Origin of the sequence: Pedobacter panaciterrae (assembly GCF_013204795.1) — a bacterium.
In the GTDB taxonomy this organism is placed as follows: domain Bacteria; phylum Bacteroidota; class Bacteroidia; order Sphingobacteriales; family Sphingobacteriaceae; genus Pedobacter; species Pedobacter panaciterrae.
Genome location: NZ_JABMKW010000017.1, coordinates 210,224 through 224,725, shown reverse-complemented (window position 1 = coordinate 224,725; position 14,502 = coordinate 210,224). Strand labels below are relative to the sequence as shown.

The 14,502-nt window shown below is 35.5% G+C and carries 12 protein-coding genes; 10 read left to right on the top strand and 2 right to left on the bottom strand.

The annotated features are described in order from the left end of the window. Nucleotides 1–2 precede the first annotated feature (2 nt). From HQN86_RS12205 to HQN86_RS12165, 9 genes are all read left to right on the top strand, one after another. The gene (locus HQN86_RS12205) at nucleotides 3–200 is read left to right on the top strand and encodes a hypothetical protein (protein WP_048907319.1); all 198 of its coding nucleotides are present in this window, start codon (nucleotides 3–5) and stop codon (nucleotides 198–200) included. Nucleotides 201–277: 77 nt separating this feature from the next. After that, complete coding sequence (pheT, locus tag HQN86_RS12200; protein WP_172661241.1) at nucleotides 278–2,677, top strand: phenylalanine--tRNA ligase subunit beta; 2,400 nt, start codon at nucleotides 278–280, stop codon at nucleotides 2,675–2,677. 52 nt (nucleotides 2,678–2,729) lie between these two features. Next, entirely contained in the window at nucleotides 2,730–3,020 is a 291-nt protein-coding gene (locus HQN86_RS12195) for a hypothetical protein (RefSeq protein ID WP_048907317.1), read from the top strand. 33 nt (nucleotides 3,021–3,053) lie between these two features. Continuing rightward, a complete protein-coding gene (locus HQN86_RS12190) occupies nucleotides 3,054–3,344 on the top strand; it encodes a cell division protein ZapA (RefSeq protein WP_068891351.1) in 291 nt (96 codons plus the stop codon). 273 nt (nucleotides 3,345–3,617) lie between these two features. Further along, nucleotides 3,618–5,171 carry a ribonuclease Y gene (gene rny / locus HQN86_RS12185; protein ID WP_172661240.1) on the top strand — a complete coding sequence of 518 codons (1,554 nt, stop codon included), beginning with the start codon at nucleotides 3,618–3,620 and terminating at the stop codon, nucleotides 5,169–5,171. Nucleotides 5,172–5,274: 103 nt separating this feature from the next. After that, a complete protein-coding gene (locus HQN86_RS12180) occupies nucleotides 5,275–5,775 on the top strand; it encodes an Mpo1 family 2-hydroxy fatty acid dioxygenase (RefSeq protein WP_172661239.1) in 501 nt (166 codons plus the stop codon). Nucleotides 5,776–5,887: 112 nt separating this feature from the next. Further along, the gene (locus HQN86_RS12175) at nucleotides 5,888–8,683 is read left to right on the top strand and encodes a TonB-dependent receptor (RefSeq protein ID WP_084498422.1); all 2,796 of its coding nucleotides are present in this window, start codon (nucleotides 5,888–5,890) and stop codon (nucleotides 8,681–8,683) included. 86 nt (nucleotides 8,684–8,769) lie between these two features. Then, entirely contained in the window at nucleotides 8,770–10,230 is a 1,461-nt protein-coding gene (locus tag HQN86_RS12170) for a hypothetical protein (protein ID WP_246269578.1), read from the top strand. 130 nt (nucleotides 10,231–10,360) lie between these two features. After that, nucleotides 10,361–10,900, top strand: a complete 540-nt coding sequence (locus HQN86_RS12165) for a hypothetical protein (protein WP_172661238.1) — start codon at nucleotides 10,361–10,363, stop codon at nucleotides 10,898–10,900. A gap of 3 nt (nucleotides 10,901–10,903) precedes the next feature. On the opposite strand, the gene HQN86_RS12160 is transcribed toward HQN86_RS12165, so the two are convergent. Together HQN86_RS12160 and HQN86_RS12155 are read right to left on the bottom strand one after the other, a co-directional pair. Then, the gene (locus HQN86_RS12160) at nucleotides 10,904–12,106 is read right to left on the bottom strand and encodes a hypothetical protein (protein WP_172661237.1); all 1,203 of its coding nucleotides are present in this window, start codon (nucleotides 12,104–12,106) and stop codon (nucleotides 10,904–10,906) included. 222 nt (nucleotides 12,107–12,328) lie between these two features. Further along, nucleotides 12,329–14,080, bottom strand: coding sequence for a lysophospholipid acyltransferase family protein (locus tag HQN86_RS12155; RefSeq protein WP_172661236.1), 1,752 nt, complete (start codon nucleotides 14,078–14,080; stop codon nucleotides 12,329–12,331). A gap of 133 nt (nucleotides 14,081–14,213) precedes the next feature. Between HQN86_RS12155 and HQN86_RS12150 the strand changes: the two genes are divergently transcribed. After that, the gene (locus tag HQN86_RS12150) at nucleotides 14,214–14,501 is read left to right on the top strand and encodes a hypothetical protein (protein ID WP_172661235.1); all 288 of its coding nucleotides are present in this window, start codon (nucleotides 14,214–14,216) and stop codon (nucleotides 14,499–14,501) included. The last annotated feature ends 1 nt before the right edge of the window (nucleotide 14,502 follow it).

Here is a 14,502-nt window from a genome sequence, read left to right as displayed (position 1 = left end):
TTATGATTGCTCTTCTTTTATTGTATTGGGCAGCTGTTGCCATCATATTTATAGTTGGTATTATCATGATGATTGTAGCGACAGCAAATAACAAACCTGTAAAGCCGGGTCTCAGATTGGTTATTCTATCAGTTATCTTATTAGTAATAGGAGCAGGAGCATGTGCCATTATGTTATCGGGATTGGGAGGTATGCATTAATGGCATTTCTCTTTTAGCATTCCCCTTTAAAATATTATCTTTGCGTTTTCCCAGTATTTCATACTAGATACCAGATAATGAAGATATCATACAATTGGCTTAAACAATTCATACAAACTGATAAAACACCTCAGGAACTTTCTCTTATATTAACAAATATTGGACTGGAAGTAGAAAGCTTAGAAACCGTGCAGCCTGTTGCTGGTGGTTTAGCCGGATTGGTTATAGGTCATGTGTTAACTTGCGTACAACATCCTAATGCAGACCGTCTTCGTGTTACAACCGTTGATGTTGGCGGACCAGATATTTTACAAATTGTTTGTGGTGCTCCAAACGTAGCTCAGGGCCAAAAGGTTGTGGTTGCTACTGTTGGCACTACCGTTTACCCAAATGAAGGGGAGCCTTTTAAAATCAACAAATCAAAAATAAGAGGAGAAGTATCCGAAGGGATGATCTGTGCAGAAGATGAGATTGGTTTGGGCGTTTCTCATGACGGAATACTTGTTTTGCCAGCCGATACTGCAATTGGTATTTCTGCTAAAGAATATTTTAAGCTGGAAGATGATTATCTTTTTGAAATAGGTTTAACACCTAACAGGGCAGATGCTGCTTCGCACTTAGGTGTAGCAAGAGATTTAGCTGCTTATTTGCGTAAAAGTATTCAGATGCCTGACGTTTCTGGCTTTAAAACGAATAATGAAAACCTTAAAATTGAAGTTAAGGTTGAAGATACGAGTGCTTGTCCGCGTTATAGCAGTGTTACCATAAGTGGAGTTACTGTCAAAGCTTCTCCAGATTGGCTTCAGGATAAATTAAAAGTAATAGGTATCAGACCCATCAATAACATTGTAGATATAACCAATTATGTTTTACATGATCTGGGTTTACCACTTCATGCTTTTGATGCTGATCAGATAAAAGGTGCTAAAGTTTTTGTTAAGAAATGTGCTGAAGGAACACCTTTTGTAACGCTTGATGGGGTTGAGCGTAAGCTTTCTGCTGAAGATTTGATGATCTGTAATGCAGAAGAACCTATGTGTATTGCAGGGGTTTTTGGAGGCAAAACCTCGGGAATAACTGATGCCACTAAAAATGTATTCCTGGAAAGTGCCTATTTCGACTCTGTTTCTGTGCGTAAAACGTCTAAACGCCATGGTTTAAAAACAGATGCTTCGTTCAGGTATGAGCGTGGTGCTGATCCAGAAATAACAACTTTTGCTTTAAAACGTACAGCGCTATTAATTCAGGAATTGGCAGGCGGTGAAATCGCTTCGTCGGTTTCAGATGTTTACGCTAATCCTATAAAGCCTTTTGATGTTGAAGTTAGCTATCAGAACATCAATAAATTAATTGGAGCTAATATTCCCGATGCAGAAATTAAAGATATAATTACTGCATTAGGCATTGAAGTGGCCAAAGAAACCACCGAAGGTTTGGAGCTTAAAGTGCCAAGCTTTAAAGTTGATGTAACCCGCGAATGCGATGTTACTGAAGAGGTTTTAAGGATTTATGGCTATAATAATATTGAGATTCCTAGTAAAATAAATGCATCACTATCTTATGGCACTAAGCCAGATAAAGAGCAAACACAGCATGTTATTGCTGATATGTTAACTGCTAACGGCTTTTTAGAGATCTGGTGTAATTCATTAACAAAGGGAGCTTATTCAAAAGTGCCTGAAGAAGCAGTACAGATCTTAAATCCATTAAGTTCAGATTTAAATGTAATGCGCCAGGAATTGCTGTTGCCTGCCCTGGAGAGTGTTGCTTATAATTTAAACAGGAAAACTGCTGATATTAAATTTTATGAATTTGGTAAAACCTACCATTTGATAAATGAGAAATATGTAGAGCGCCCAAGGTTATTAATTGTGTTATCAGGTTCTAATCAATCTGAGCAATGGAACCATAAAGCCTCGCCGGTAAGTTTTTATAATTTAAAAGCTGCAGTTGATGCCGTTATTGGTCGCCTTGGCATAACAAACTATCAAACTGAAGAAGTTAAAAATGAAAGCTTTGCTTTTGGTTTAAAATACTTTAGAGGTGATAAAGCAATTGTAACTTTTGGAGCTGCAACAGCTGCTGATAAAAAGAAAGCTGATATTGATAAAGATGTTTATTATGCAGATTTTGATTGGGCACAGCTTTTAGATATTATAAAGAGAAATAAAATCATAAATAAAGAAGTTCCAAAGTATCCATCAGTAAGAAGAGACTTATCTATGCTGGTAGATACTAATGTGACTTTTGATGATTTAAAGACCATAGCATTCAAAACAGAGCGGAAATTGATTAAGAATGTACAGGTGTTTGATGTGTACGTTGGAGATAAACTACCTGCAGGAAAGAAATCATATGCACTTAATTTTACCCTTCAGGATGAAGAGCAAACATTAACGGATAAGCAGATTGATTCCGTTATGCAAAAGATTATATCTAACTTAGCGCAAACAGCGAAAGCAGAAATCAGAAAATAAGTAAGTGTTTTCTGAAAAAATAATATTTTAAATAAAAAACAACTTTAGTAGAATGTCTTCTGTAGCAGATCAGTTAAATTCAGTATTGCAAAAAACAACTCGTTTAATAGAGCTTTGTAATGCTTTGCAGGAAGAAAATGATTTATTAAAGCTTGAGAACCAGTCAGTAAAAGTTGCCCTTGATACATCAAAAAACAAGAACACTGAGCTTGAGGAAAAGCTTAGAGTTTTGAAGCTTGCGAAAAGTATTGAAGGAACAAGTGAAAAGACACTTGATATAAAGCAAAAAATTAACGATTTTGTGCGTGAAATAGATAAGTGTGTTGTATTACTTAAGAAATAAGGAATACTTGAAAAAGTGAAACAAAGCTAAAAAATGGGAGAAATCTCTATAAAAATAACTATTTCCGATCGTATTTACCCCTTAAAGGTCAATACAGAAGAGGAAGAAATTGTAAGGCGAGCAGCCAAGATTATTAACGAGCGCATAAAAGATTATCAGGAAAATTATGCCGTTCGCGATAAACAGGATTTGCTTTCTATGGCAGTACTGCACTATGCAACGGCAGTGTTGAGAGTAGAAAACAAAGTCCAGGATCAAGATACTGCTGTTGCCGAGAAGGTGGAAGAATTGGATAGTTTATTAAATGATTTTTTTTCGAAATAAGATCGTTCTTTATATTAGTTAAGACAACAAAGATATTAGCCGCAGCTAGGTTTTTGAGTTTCATTATTTTTAAAACTTAACACTTCAATATTTATAGGATTAAGAAGGTGTATTTCATTTGCATTTATGTACCTGAAAATGACTTAAATCCTAATTATAATTAGTTGAGGTTTTTAAAACTTTGGGGCTCAATAAAGTTAGTTGCGGTTTTTTTTTAAACGAATTTTTAACAGTGATGCAGCGTGTATGAGCTGATTTATATAGAAAAATAGAATGGAAATATTAGGATACGTACTTGCCGGATTAGTAATCGGCATTTTAATAGGCAGATATCTGCTGCGTAGCCTGCTTAAGAAGCAGGAAATTGCAGTTCAGAGCAAGGTAAAGAAGATACTTAAGGATGCGGAAAGTAACGCTGAGATCTTAAAGAAAGACAGATTGCTAGAGGCAAAAGAGAAATTCCTCCAAATGAAATCTGAGCACGAGCAAGAAGTAAATTCCAGAAATAACCAGATCAATCAACGAGAGAATACCTTAAAACAAAAAGAACAGTCTTTAAACCAGAAGCTTGAAAACGCTACCCGCAAAGATCAAGAACTTGATAATCATAAAAAGAACCTTGAAAAGCAAACTGAAATTGCATTAAAGAAACAAGAAGAAGTTGAATTGTTGAAAAACCAACATGTAAAGCAATTGGAAACTATTGCAGGTTTAAGTGCTGATGAAGCAAAAAGCCAGTTGGTTGAAACAATGAAACAGGAGGCACGCACACAAGCGATGATCCAGGTTAAGGATATTGTTGATGAAGCTAAGCTTACTGCAACAAAAGAAGCAAAGAAAGTTGTTATACAAACCATACAGCGTACGGCAGTTGAGGCTGCTATTGAGAATACGGTTTCAGTTTTTCATATCGAAAGTGACGAAATTAAAGGACGTGTTATTGGGCGAGAGGGTCGTAATATCCGTGCTTTAGAAGCTGCAACAGGTATTGAGATTATTGTAGATGATACTCCTGAAGCAATTATCTTATCAGGATTTGATCCGGTAAGAAGAGAGATAGCGCGTTTGGCTTTACACCGTTTGGTAACTGATGGTAGAATTCATCCGGCCCGTATTGAAGAGGTTGTTGCTAAAACCAAGAAGCAGATTGAGGATGAAATTGTAGAGATAGGAGAGCGTACTGTAATTGATTTGGGTATCCACGGGTTACATCCTGAATTGATCAGAATGGTTGGTCGTATGCGTTACCGTTCATCTTACGGACAAAATTTATTACATCACTCACGTGAGGTTGCTAACTTCTGTGCTACTATGGCGGCAGAACTTGGTTTAAATGCAAAAATGGCAAAACGTGCAGGTCTGTTACATGATATAGGTAAGGTGCCAGATGATAATCCAGAATTACCTCACGCTATTTTAGGTATGCAACTGGCTGAGAAGTATAAGGAACATCCTGAAATTTGTAATGCTATTGGAGCTCACCATGACGAGATAGAAATGACTTCAATGATATCTCCTATTGTACAGGCTTGTGATGCCATATCAGGTGCACGTCCGGGTGCTAGACGTGAGGTAGTTGAAAGCTATATTAAACGATTAAAAGAGTTGGAAGAGCTTGCGCTTTCTTATCCGGGTGTAGAGAAAACATTTGCGATACAGGCAGGTAGAGAGCTTAGGGTTGTGGTTGAAAGTGAAAGGGTAACTGATCAGCAGGCAGAACTATTGGCAGCTGACATCTCGAACCGCATTCAAACAGAGATGACTTATCCAGGTCAGATTAAAGTAACTGTAATAAGAGAGACCAGATCGGTTTCTTTTGCGAAATAGCATAAGCGAACCTGCAATTATTACTGCAGGCTATTAATATTTTATAAAAGCGACGGTTTATTCTGTCGCTTTTTTTATTTTTACTCAGTAAACTTATAACGATATGAAAACGGAGCAAAGAAGTGAGGTAGATGTCCTTTTTGATAAATATGCCGAAAGCCATCAAAACCCTTCAAATGAAATTATTCACTGGATTTGTGTTCCTCTAATTGTGTTTAGTTTATTAGGTTTGGTTTGGGCCATTCCTTTTCCGCATATCGGATTTTTGGGAAGGTACAATGGATACCTGAACTGGGCTTCGTTCTTAATCGCCTTTTCTGTTTATTACTATTTAAAGCTTTCTCCTGTATTGTCGTACCTGATGCTGTTGCTCATTTTTGGAATGAGTATGATCATTGTTCAGCTAGAGAAATGGGAGGCCAGTGGTGGACCAGCATTGTGGCTGGTGTGTTTGGTGATTTTTGTAATTGCATGGATAGGGCAGTTTATAGGGCACAAGATTGAAGGAAAGAAGCCTTCGTTTTTAGATGATGTTAAGTTTCTATTAATCGGACCGATTTGGTTATTGCACTTTATTTGCAAAAAAGTAGGGCTAAGATACTGAGCCTAATGCTACTTAACATAGGGTTAACACTCTGGTAAACGAATGGTAATTTACACCTAACATATACCTAACATTGTGGTAATAGCTTTGCTGGAAATTAATATACGGCAAATTGAAATCACAACTAAATCTTAAAAAGGCAATAATTACGGCCTTATTTGTAATTATCGGCACAGCAGTATTTGCACAAACGGGCAAAATTTCAGGAAAGGTATCTGATAAGAAAACCGGTGAAACACTTATTGGTGTTACGGTTAAGATAAAAAATACCCCCAAAGGTATGGCTACAGATGTTGATGGTAAATATTCATTAACAGGATTGGCTACTGGAAAATACACTTTAATATTTCAATATGTTGGTTACAATGGAAAAGAGATCAGTGATGTTGAAGTAACCTCTGGAAAAAATACAATATTCGATATCATCCTTGATGAAGCAGGCGGTCAAAACCTGAATGAAGTAGTTATTCAGGGGAGTTTTAAAAAGGAAAGTGTAAATGCACTTTATGCTCAGCAAAAGAATAGCGCGGTAATCTCTGATGGTATTTCATCAGAATTAATTAAACGCTCTCCAGATAAAAATACTTCGGATGTTCTAAAAAGGGTAAGTGGAGCTACAATTCAGGATAATAAATTTGTTGTTATCCGTGGTTTAAGTGATAGGTATAACACTGCGATGCTTGATGGAGCTTCATTGCCAAGTACTGAACCAAATAGAAAGGCTTTTTCGTTTGATATTGTGCCTTCGAACTTGGTAGATAATCTAATTATTAGTAAAACAGCCACACCAGATCTTCCAGGAGATTTTACCGGTGGAGCTGTTCAGATTACTACTAAAGATATACCTGATCAGAATTATATTACATTAAGTGGTGGGGTTGGCTATAATACAGCATCGACTTTTAAAGACTTCTTTAGTGGCCCTCGAAATGCAACCGATTATTTTGGTTTTGATGATGGTAAAAGAAAGCTACAATCAAGTTTTCCTTCTACAAATAGACTAGCAGCAGGCCTTACTTATGAGCAAAATATCAAAGCGATAAGAACGCTTCCTCAAGACTGGTCGATCTATAACATGACCGCATTGCCAACTCAAAACTATCAGTTTACTTTAGGTCGGGTTAAGGATTTAAAGGATAATAGGAAATTCGGAGCTATAGTTTCATTAACTTATCGTAATGCACAAAGCATAACTAGAGACGCTGTACGTGATTTTTATGAGTATAATTATTTGGATAATTCTTATAAATTCTCTACAAACGTAGGTGCCCTTGCTAATTTTGCATACACTTATGGTAAGAGTAAAATTACCTTCAAAAATATTTATAATAGAATATTTGACGACCAATATACTAGTAGAACTGGAACCAATGGAAGTTCTGGAACAGATAACAAATTTTTTGCTTTTGACCTAATTCAGAAATCTTTATTCAAATCAACACTAGAAGGTAATCATCAGCTAGGGGCAAGAAATGCAAAGATTAATTGGTCAGTAGGCTTCAGTAACGTATTAAATGATCAACCAGATCAACGTAAGATCAATTATTCTAAAAATATTTCTGATCTGGATAAACCTGAAATTGCTTACACAGCTAACGTTTTAAATATTGGTAAAGAAAACACAAGATTGTTCTCTACCCTAAAAGAGAATGGATACACTGGTTCAGTAAATTATTCTTTACCCGTTAATTTATTTAAAGAGACATCGACACTTAAAGTTGGACTAGCTTCATCTTACCGTGATCGTAATTTTGATGTTCGCTTCCTTGGATTACAGTTAGGGTTCAATAACGAAAATGTTGAGGCCATAAGAGCAAGACCACTAAAAACATTATTTGGCAAGGATTTAATTGAGAGTGGTGCTTATACGCTAAGTGAAATTCCAAACTCTGGAGATATCTATACAGCTAATTCACTTACGAATGCAGGCTATGCTATGTTAGATAATAAATTTGGCGAGAAGGCAAGATTAGTTTGGGGAGTAAGAACGGAAATGTTCAATGTAAACTTAAAAACACTTGACCCAAGTAATAAACCAGTTAAACAGGATTATTTTGACGTTTTACCTTCATTGAATTTTACTTATAGCCTAACGGAAAAAATAAATTTAAGGGCATCATATTACCGTACATTGGCACGTCCTGAATTTAGAGAACTTGCCCCATTTCAATATTATGATTATGAACAACTTGCCTTTCAGCAAGGAAATCCAAATCTGAAGCGTGCTCAGGTTAATAATGCAGATATTCGTTTTGAACTATATCCTTCGGCAGGTCAGATTATTTCTGTATCCGCATTTTATAAGCAATTTAATAATGCCATTGAATCTCTAAATGAGGATTACAATTCTACAAGAACAATTACTTATTTCAATTCTGATAAGGCGGATGTTTATGGGTTAGAGTTTGAAGTTAGAAAGTCTCTTGATTTTATAGCAGAGAATGAATTTATGAAAAATACTACTGCCTATGCCAATTTAGCTTTGATTAAATCTAAAGTAACAAATCCGGAAAATACAGGGGTAGTTTATTTAGAAAAAAGTCGCCAAATGGTAGGACAGGCTCCTTATACTATAAATGCTGGCTTGCAACATGCTTTTCTTAATAATAAAATGAACTTCAATATTTTGTATAACAAGGTAGGCCGTAGAATTATAGCAGCTGGGGGTTCTAGATTCCCTAGCATCTGGGAAGCACCAAGAAATGTTTTAGATCTACAATTAGGAATGAAGGTATTTAAAAATAAGGGTGAATTTAAAATCAATGCCGGAGATATCCTAAACAACAATAATATTTTATACTACGATAATAACATGAACAAGAAGTATGAAATGAATGGAGAGGATGAAACAATCAATAGATATAAATTGGGTAGCAATTACTCCTTGTCTTTCTCTTACACGCTTTAATGTTAAATCATTGTTAATTGACTTTAATAATGCTTAATGTTTATTTAAACATATAGTAATATACAGGTAAATCACGCTTAATATCTTTGAAACAACAAATTAAAAATAAAGAAATGAAAAAACAGTTATTAATATCAGCTTTAAGTGTGCTTGTTTTTTTTGCAAGCTGCTCAAAGAATGATTCAGATGAAGGAATCATAAATCCTCCAACTACAGAAGGAGTTGTTACCGTAACAGGAGATGTTGCTACAAGCACTACATGGACTGCTGATAAAATATATCTTTTAAAAGGCAATGTTTATGTAACTGGAAATGCTACTCTTACAATTCAGCCAGGGACAATCATTAAAGGTGATAAAGCTTCTAAAGGTTCATTAGTTATTACACGTGGTTCTAAAATCGAGGCTGTAGGTACAGTTGACAAGCCGATTGTATTTACTTCAAATCAACCTGCTGGTGGTCGTGCTCAAGGTGATTGGGGTGGATTAGTTTTATTAGGAAAAGCAAAAAACAATATCGGTACAGGTGTTAAAATAGAAGGTATTGCTGATGCTACTGATAAGGCACTACACGGAGGTACTGATGATGCTGATAATTCAGGAACTCTGAAATATATTCGTATTGAATATGCTGGTATTGCCTTAGGTCCTGATAATGAAATCAACGGTCTTACTTTTGGAAGCGTTGGTTCAGGTACTACTATTGATTATGTTCAGGTTTATCGTTCAGGAGATGATGCTTTTGAATGGTTCGGTGGAACAGTAAATGCAAAACACTTACTTTCAGTTGGAACATGGGATGATGATTTTGATACTGATAATGGCTATTCTGGAAAGGTTCAATTTGCTTTAGCACAACGTGTGGCTACAATTGCTGACTTCTCTGGCTCAAATGGTTTTGAATCTGATAATGATGGAAATGGATCAAATAATGTTCCTCAAACATCTGCTATTTTTTCTAACGTAACTATATTAGGTCCTGTTGACGTAGCTGGTGCTGGAAATATAAATGCTAACTATCAACATGCTGCTCAAATTCGTCGTAACTCATCAATAAGCATCTTTAATTCAGTATTAGCTGGATATACAGAGGGTGTTTATTATGATGATACGAAGGTTACTACAGCTGGCGCTACTTATGCTAACTTTGTGGCAGGTAAATCTGTATTTGCTAACAATCTAGTATTAGGAAGTAATAGTAAATCAAATCAAATTAAAGGTGCTGCTGGTATATTGGCTGCATTAACTACTTCTTTGACTTCAAATAATACTTTTACTCCTGATGCTTATGCTTCATCAGTTATTACTGATCCTTACAAGTTTTCACCTGATTTAGTTGCTGCAGCTAAACAAGGTACTCCTAACTTTACTGTAGTTGCAGGTTCTGCCGCTGCTAACGGAGCTTTGTACACAAATGTAAAAGTTGCTGATGCTTTTTTCGAGAAAGTTGCTTATAGAGGTGCTTTTGGTACAACTGATTGGACTGCTGGTTGGGCTAATTATAATCCTCAGGTATTACCTTATACAACTCCTGGAGCTGTAAAATAATATTCAAATCATAACATTTTTGAAAGGTCTTTTTGCACATCGCAAAAAGGCCTTTTTATTTAACATAAACTTAACCTGAATTCTGTAGCGGTAATAGATGGCTGAGCGTATAGTTGTAAACAATAAGATTATGAGAAAAATAACTATTCAACTGTTGATGGTAATGACAACCATTTTGATCGGTGTTTCCTGCACGAAAGACAAAGGAAAAATTATTAAGGATGAAATAGATGAAAAAAATCTAACACCTTGTCCCGAAAAAGCAAGTTGTCAATATCTATTTACTGAAGATGCAGATTTAAATGAAGCTGGTTCAGGATTAATAACCGGCCCTTATCGACTATTTTGGGCAGATATACAGACCCCAGGTGTTAGAACAACGCTCTACATAAAGGCGCCAATGGAAGGAAAAACTTTTTCATTTAACAAGCAAGCTATTTTAGATGGAAAAGTAAAGTTAATCAGGAGTTGTGCAGCTTGCCTGATGACACCGTTTAGGCTAATAGAAGATGGATATGTTAAAGGAATTAATTTAAGACCTGATAAACAAGCAGACCAAACAAGGTGGTTATTAGAGGCAGAGATTATTTTGGAAGCAATCGGACAGCCAGCAAAGCGAGATACTTTACATGTAAAGCAATATTTTGACCCAAATTTTGTTTTTAATTAGGCTTTAGTGTTTCGGCTCATAAGCATAAACTACTTGATAGGGGATCTTTTTTAGTTCGGCAGACATTTTCCCAATACCAAGATCCTCTTTCTGTGGTGTTGGTTCACAAATAGAATAGGTCTTGCCTTTATAAACTATAGGGTCGCCGCCTACAGGTGTGTCAAACTGAACTGCCATAGTGATATGGGTAGGGTACAGCAGAGCAATCATTGGAACATTATAGATCTCCTTTACCAGATAAAAAAACAAGGCTGCTCTATCATCGCAGTCGCTATATTTAGAGAAGAGCGTCTCTTCCGGAGAGAGTCGCTTTTCTTTTCCAAAATTCTCCTCATCATTTTCATATAAGAATGCATATCTGGTAAAACGCATCAGGTAATCAATCCCTTTTTTTTGTTTCATTCCACTCACATTTTTTTTAAGGAGGGGAATTAAGGAACCATAAGTTTCTTTGCTAAGGGGGATATTAAAATACGATTCAAAGTCAACCACCGGGTAGTTGGCAAAAATAGTTTCTACATCAGGATTTAGCTTAATGTTGAAATGATAGGTTTTATGTTTATAGCTGAACTGAATCTGTTTTTCATAATAGTCTTCGGGCTTAAAATCAGGCATTCTGGTTACTTTGTAAGAAAAGGCCTCTTTAGCTTCAGGGATGCTGATCATATCGTGAGGAGGTACCTTATTTAAATCTGCATATGCATAATCATGATGGTTTAAGCACATGTATTTTTTGTTTTTGAACATGACGAAAGGTATATCAGAGATATCCTCATCGTTATAAACATAAAATATGATCCGGTTATCTGCAATGGTAAGTCTGGCGTCGTATCCCGATTTACCTAAAAGAAACCATTTGTAAAAAGTATAGCGCTCATAGTTGTCTTTTTTAGGGCTAATCTGCTGAGCTGTTTTTCTGATCAGCTGATAATAAAGCCAGTCGTTGAGCTGATGTTTCCCCTTGTAATCAGTAAGCGTTTTTATTATTGATGAGTACTTGCCGGCATTTGCTTTATTGTAGCTTGCTTTAATGTATTGTTCTGAGAGTTCTGTTGGGGCATTTACAATAATAGACGAATCAACTTCAACGTTGAAGGTGTCGTTATAAAACTCAAAGCTAATATTGTAGCTATTATTTTGACTATATGCAAAATGTGTAGCCAGAAGTAAAATTAGCGTACCGAATATTTTTAGCAAACGGCCCATGACTCTGTAGATTAATTAATATTATGGTAACATTAAATATACACAGAATTAACAGTAGTTGCATATTAAGTTTTCGGCTTTAAAAAATTATATAGTAATCAATAGTTAACAAGCACTTAACATCACGCCAGTACTTTTGTGGCATAAATATTTGGTTAGTATTTATATACGTTTAGGTTTAGTTGATACAAAAAGCCCCGATGGATGTCAGGGCTTTTGTTATTAAAAATTCTTACCAATCTTCTCTAGCATTTCAGGTGGGATATTTTGCATATCCACTACTAAAAAGCCATCAAGACAATCAGAAAATTTAGGATCAATATTGAAACAAATTATTTTGGCATTAAGATTCATATACTGTCTAAGTAATACAGGTATCTTAATGTGAGAGTTCTCAATGTCAGATATTAAGCTGTCAAGGTCTTTTAAGGAATCACTGCTTTCAATTAACAGATCCTTATCAATCGCAGAAAGATCTGCTTTAAATTTATTTTTAGGCTTTACATAATGCGCCAGCTCATAATCGAAGTGGTTCTTTGTAATATAGTCTACAATTAAAGACTTGGAGAACTTTGAGAAATTATTGCTGATACTTACCGGGCCAAACATGTAGCGATAGTGAGGATTATCCAAAAGGTATTTTAAAATACCTTTCCACAACAAGAAAAGAGGAAGTGGTTTTTGCTGATATTCTTTTCGGATCCACGATCTGCCCAATTCAATTCCACGCCTTAAGATCGGATAAAAAGGCTCTTTGATTTTGAAGAGTTCTGATAGATAGAACCCACGTCTGCCCATGGTATTTAAAATCTCATCTCCCTTACCGATACGATAAGCACCTACGATATTTTGCAGGTCTTTATCCCAGATGAAAAGATGGTTGTAATAAATATCGTAGTTGTCGAGATCAATCTTTTTATTTGTTCCTTCTCCAACTTCTCTAAAGGTTATTTCCCTTAAACGGCCAATTTCCCTTAAAATATTTGGAATGGCTACCGTAGGGGCAATATATACTTCGTAGTTCTTTTCTTGCCATACCCTGAAGTTTTCGAGCTGATCAACTTCTTCTACAATTTTATTCCTATCCGTTTCAACAATAACTTCTTCTGGCTTTTTCTTTATTTTAAACAGATTGATTGGGTTGAACAATTTCTTTTCTTGTTCTAAACCGGTTCCAAGGGCATAGGTACGTGCCCTAAGAAAATCAAGTAGTTTATTGGTGTTATTTCTGTAAGAAACATCTTCTATATTAATAGGCTTACCAATTCTTACTTTTATTTTTAAACCTTGTTTGTTTAAAAATTCTGAAGGTAATTTAGCTGTTCTTAACGTAGGATGGATAAAGCTAAGGATATTGAATAAAACCCCGTTGTTGCCATGGAAATAGATTGGTACTACAGGTAATTTAGCCCTGGCAATTAATTTACCTACTACCGGGTGCCATATCCTATCTGTAATTTCCTGCTTATCTAAACTAAAGGTTGAAACCTCACCTGCGGGAAATATTCCTATTGGTGTACCGCTTTGAAGGAGGTCGAAAGTAGCTTTTAAGCCACTTATGCTTGAGGTGTGCTGAACGTTTTCAAAAGGATTTACTGCTACAAAGAACTCACTTAGATTGGGAATCTTTTTAAGTATAAAATTAACCATCACCTTTGCCTCGGGCCTTACGGTACAAAGTAATTTTACAAGTGCAAGACCTTCGACACCGCCATATGGGTGATTTGCTATTGCAATAAAACCTCCGGTTTTGGGTATGTTTTTAAGGTCGTCTTCATCAAAATCGATACTAACGCCTATGGTTTCTAAAATTTTATCGACAAATTCTAAACCACTAAAATGCTCATTCTGCGAAAAAACTTTGTTGATGTCATTAAGTTTCATCATCTCCATGAGTAAAGCAGCAAGTCCGGGTACGCCCAGTTTATCTATTTTAGTAGCTTTTGCAAACTCTTGGGTAGTTATGATCTTCATTTAAATTCCAGTTTGTGAAACATTATCCAACCTCAAAAGTAAGATTTATATTTTTAATCGTTGGCGACATACTAAAATATAATACTAATCCTATTATGGTTGTTATTTATAATATTCTGCTATAGATTAGGCAATGAGAAAATGGTTGAATGCTTATTTTGATTTTAGTAAACAGGAATTTAATGGTCTTTTAGTTCTAATAGTGCTTATAGTATTAATTAGTGCTACTCCTTATTTATACAGCTTTGTGACACCAGAACCGGATAATTCAGTAGCCGAACAATTAGCCATTAAAAGGTTAGTGCTGCCGGTTAATAAGTCTTCCGTTTTTAACAGTAGAAAATTAAAGTACAATGTTAAAAAAGAACATCATTATTCTTTGTTCGTGTTTGATCCGAATACTATAAATGTTGATGATTAGC